We start from the raw sequence: 4,407 nt of genomic DNA on the forward strand, positions 1-4,407 counted from the left end.
CGGCAGGTTCTGCCTGCCGCACGCCCCCGGCGTCGTCGTGCCCGGCGTTCCCGGGCGGGGGCCTAGCGGCTCACGAGGCGCCAGCCGTCGGCCCGGAACGCCTCGGGCGTCGCCTCGCCGTCCAGCAGGAGGGAGCCGGGGGCGCGGGCGACGACGTCGTCGACCAGGACGCCGCGGCCGAGGTAGAGCGGGTCGGTCACGACGCGCCAGCGCAGCTCCAGGTCGCCCGGAGGCAGCTGTGCCCGGGCCTGCGTCCAGCGCCGCGTGCCCGAGCCCGACGCCGTGCCGTCGGGGTGCTCGGCCGGGCCGCGGTCCCGCACGGTGAAGGGCAGCGGCGCCCAGGTCGTCCCGCCGTCGGCGGAGGTCTCCAGGTGCAGCAGGTCGGTCTCCTCCGTGTCGAGGTAGAGGTCGAACGCCAGGCGGCCCCCGCTCGCGGGCACGTCGAGCGAGGCGGTGAGCGTCGACGTCGTGGCGTTCTCGTCGCCCGAGAACCAGGCGTCCGCGCCGCGCCGGGGCTCGATCCCCTGGGCGCGGGCCAGGCCGCTCGCCCACTCGCGCCGCGCCGGGTTGATGCTGCCCGAGTCGCGCGACGGGTGCACGCGGTTGGTCAGCAGGATCGCGAACGAGTGCGTGTCGAAGTCGATGACGATCGACGTGCCCGTGTACCCGGTGTGCCCGGCCGTGCGCGGCCCCGACATCGCGTCCATGTACCACCGCTGGTCGAGCTCGAAGCCGAGCCCGTGGGCGTCCCCGGGGAAGGCGCCGTTGAGGTCGGTGACCATGAGGCGCACCGACGCGGGGGACAGGATGCGGGCCTTGCCGTACCGGCCGCCGTTGAGCAGGGCCTGGGACAGGATCGCCAGGTCCCCGGCCGTCGAGAACACGCCGGCGTGCCCGGCGACCCCGCCCAGGGACCAGGCGTTCTCGTCGTGCACCTCGCCCCGGACGACGCCGCGCGGCGGGCTGGCCTGGTACTCCGTCGCCGCCGTACGTTCCACGGCGGTCGGGTTGTACCCGGTGTCCGTCATCCCGAGCGGATCGGTGATCCGGTCGGCCACGACCTGGTCGAGCGGCGCGCCCCGCAGGCGCTCGACGAGCACGCCGAGGCTGATGAGGTTGAGGTCGCTGTACAGGTAGCGCGTCCCCGGCGGCGCGTCGAGGGGCTGCGCCATCACCGCGGCGATCCGGGACTCCGGGTCGGGGTAGGCGCTCCACAGCGGCAGCCACGACACGAAGCCCGAGGTGTGGGTGAGCAGCTGTCGCACGGTCACCTCCTCCTTGCCGCCGGCGGCGAACTCGGGGAGGTAGGTGGCGAGCGGCTCGTCGAGCGCGACGCGGCCCTCCTGGACCAGCTGGACGACCGCGATCGAGGTGAACAGCTTCGACACCGAGGCGAGGTCGAAGATGGTCTCCTCACGCATCGGCACGCGCTCGTCGGTGGGCAGGGCGACGCCCTCGTCGCCGTAGGCGACGGCCCAGCCGCTGGCGTCGGTGCGCACGACCTTCCCCTGGTACCCCATGAGGCCGACGGCCCCCGGGTAGAGCGGGTAGGCCGCCGAGCCCACCGGCACCTCGTGCGCGCGGACCTGCGCGACGGCCTCCTCGATCGGCGCCGGGTCGAGCCCGACGTCCGCCGGGTCGGCCGCGGCGAGCGTGGTCGACGGCGGCATGAAGCCCACCGCGGGCCCGCGCGGGTCGGCGGACGCCGAGGTGGCGTGGACGAGCGGGACCGCGACCAGGCCTGCCGCGAGCACGGCCGCGGTCGCCACGCGGCCCTGGCGCGGCCTGCGTCGCAGGGCGGCGCTCACGACCGCGGCCCGCGGTAGATCAGGTACTGCTGACGACGCCGGTCGAAGTCCGCCAGCTCATCGAGCCACGCGCCGACGACGTCGTCGGTGGTGGCCCCGGCGTCGATCTGCTGCCGCAGGCGCGGCGAGCCGGTGAGCTTGTCGATCCAGAAGGGCCGCTCGGGGTCCCACGCGTCCTCGCGCCAGGCGAACTCGGGGTACAGGGATGCCGCCGCCACGAGCATCGCGACCCCGGTGCGCACCGGGTCGAACCGGGCCGGGTCGTCGACGGTGACCTGGACGCCGCCGCACACGGTGCCGGCGTGCTTGTTGAAGGTCGGGTTGAAGTACGCCTCCCGGAACAGGACGCCCGGCAGGTCGGCGTCCGTGAGGGCGGCCGCCCAGCGGTGGTCGACGTACGGCGCGCCGATCAGCTCGAAGGGGCGGGTGGTGCCTCGCCCCTCGGACAGATTCGTCCCCTCGAACATGCAGGCCCCGGGGTAGGCGAGGGCCGTGTCCGGGGTCGGCATGTTCGGGCTGGGCATGACGAAGTCGAGCCCGGTGCCCGCGAAGGTCACGTCGCGCCGCCAGCCGGCGACCTCGACGACGTCGAGCCGGTCCAGGCGCGCGCCGACGACGTCGGGCAGGAACTCGCCGTCGAAGAACCGGGCGAGCTCCCCGACGGTCATGCCGTGGGCCTGCACGATCTCCTTGGCCCCGACGCCCGACGTGAACCCGGCGGTCATCATCGGGCCGCGTGCCGTGCCACCCACCGGGTTGGGCCGGTCGAGCACGACGAAGCGGGAGCCCGTCGCGACGGCGGCCTGCATCGCCGTCCACATCGTCCAGATGTACGTGTAGAAGCGGGCGCCGACGTCCTGGATGTCGAAGACGACGGTCTCCACCTCCGCGGCCCGGAACATCTCGGTCATCTTCGTGACGCCGGCCCCGTAGGCGTCGTAGACGGTCAGCCCGGTGCGCTCGTCGACGAACGTGCCCTCCGAGCCGCCGGCCTGGGCCGTCCCGCGGAAGCCGTGCTCGGGGCCGAAGACCCCGACGAGGTCGACGGCGCCGGACTCGTGCATCTCGTCGACGACGTTGCGCAGGCTGCGCAGCACGCCGGTGGGGTTGGTGATCACGCCGACCCGGTCGCCCGCGAGGACCGACCAGCCGTCGGCGTGCGCGCGGTCGGCACCGGGGACGACGGGGCGGGCGGGGAGCCCGGCGGACGCCGGGGCCGCGGCACGGCGGGGCGCCGCCTGCGCGGCAGCCGCCGCGAACGGGACGCTCGCCGCGCCCAGGAGAGTGCCGGTGAGGAGGTGGCGCCGGTCGAACCGTGGTCCCCGTGGTTCCCGTGGGGTGGGTCCGACGGCGGTGTGGTCGTCGCGCATCGTCAGGTGGTCCTTCCTGCCTCGTGCTGCTGCAGGGCGACCCGCGGACCGCTTCGTCGCGGTCGGTGGCCGTGGCCGGTCGTCCTGCCAGGGGGCGCGCCGGCGTCGTCGCCGTCGCGATGGGGTCGTCGCCCCCTCGCCTCGTTGCGGAGGAGCGGCGACGCCGGACACGTGCGGAGCGGTCAAGGGTTGCCCCGAAGGGACTTGATCCTGAAAGTTACCGACACGGCGGGACGGCGGCAAGGGATCGCGCCGGAGTCCGGGTCGTGGGGTGGCGTGGGGGCGTCGCGCGGACGCGGAGGTGCCCCGGGTGGGATTCGAACCCACACTGGATCGGGTTTGAGCCGATTGCCTCTGCCGGTTGGGCTACCGGGGCGCGCGGCCCATCCAACCACGCGCGCGGGGCGGCGACCGAACCGTCCGACCGCCGGTCGGCGGGCCGAGCCGTCGCACTCGTCACACCCGGCACGGGACGCGGCGCCCCCGCGCGACCACTAGGATGGACGGGTGACCGACGAGAAGCCCCACGACGCGAAGCCCGAGGCGACGGTGCCGCTCGACCTGCCGCCCCTGATCGACCAGGAGCCCGAGGCCCCGAAGACGCCGGAGCGACCCGCGCGTCGCGCGGTCGTCGTCGAGGACGAGGCGCTCATCCGGATGGACGTCGTCGAGACGCTCCGCGAGGCGGGCTTCGACGTCGTCGGCGAGGCGGGCGACGGCGAGACCGCGGTGCGGCTCGCCACCGAGCTCAAGCCCGACGTCGTCGTCATGGACGTCAAGATGCCCGAGCTGGACGGCATCTCGGCGGCCGAGCGGATCGGCAAGGCGCACGCCGCCCCGGTCGTCCTGCTCACGGCGTTCTCCCAGACCGAGCTCGTCGAGCGGGCGCGCGACGCCGGCGCGATGGCCTACGTCGTCAAGCCCTTCACGCCGGCGGACCTGCTCCCGGCGGTGGAGATCGCGATCTCCCGCTACCAGCAGATCGGGGCGCTCGAGGCCGAGGTCGCCGACCTCACCGAGCGGTTCGAGACCCGCAAGCGCGTGGACCGCGCGAAGGGCCTCCTCATGACCAAGATGGGTCTGAGCGAGCCGGAGTCCTTCCGCTGGATCCAGAAGACGTCGATGGACCGCCGCCTCACGATGCGCGAGGTCGCGGACGCCGTCATCGAGCAGGTCGGCGGAGCCTGATCCGCACCACGGTGGCCCGGTCGCAGGAGGAGTCCTGCGAC

At 74.4% G+C, this 4,407-nt stretch carries 3 protein-coding genes and 1 tRNA gene; 1 reads left to right on the forward strand and 3 read right to left on the reverse strand.

Annotation, left to right across the window (positions count from 1 at the left end):
* Positions 1-62: 62 nt before the first annotated feature.
* From ACFWEK_RS19295 to ACFWEK_RS19305, 3 genes are all read right to left on the reverse strand, one after another.
* Positions 63-1,808 (reverse strand): serine hydrolase, encoded by a 1,746-nt coding sequence (locus ACFWEK_RS19295; RefSeq protein WP_430555087.1) that lies wholly within the window; start codon positions 1,806-1,808, stop codon positions 63-65.
* Positions 1,805-3,178 carry an exo-beta-N-acetylmuramidase NamZ domain-containing protein gene (locus ACFWEK_RS19300; protein WP_430555088.1) on the reverse strand — a complete coding sequence of 458 codons (1,374 nt, stop codon included), beginning with the start codon at positions 3,176-3,178 and terminating at the stop codon, positions 1,805-1,807. The genes ACFWEK_RS19295 and ACFWEK_RS19300 overlap by 4 nt, the downstream gene beginning before the upstream one ends.
* Before the next feature lie 302 nt (positions 3,179-3,480).
* Positions 3,481-3,554, reverse strand: a tRNA-Leu gene (locus ACFWEK_RS19305).
* A 185-nt stretch (positions 3,555-3,739) separates the two neighbouring features.
* On the opposite strand from ACFWEK_RS19305, the gene ACFWEK_RS19310 reads away from it, so the two are divergent.
* Positions 3,740-4,366, forward strand: coding sequence for an ANTAR domain-containing response regulator (locus tag ACFWEK_RS19310; protein WP_429729957.1), 627 nt, complete (start codon positions 3,740-3,742; stop codon positions 4,364-4,366).
* The last annotated feature ends 41 nt before the right edge of the window (positions 4,367-4,407 follow it).

It is taken from the genome of Isoptericola sp. NPDC060257, from assembly GCF_042726645.1.
Classification (GTDB): Bacteria; Actinomycetota; Actinomycetes; order Actinomycetales; family Cellulomonadaceae; genus Isoptericola; species Isoptericola nanjingensis.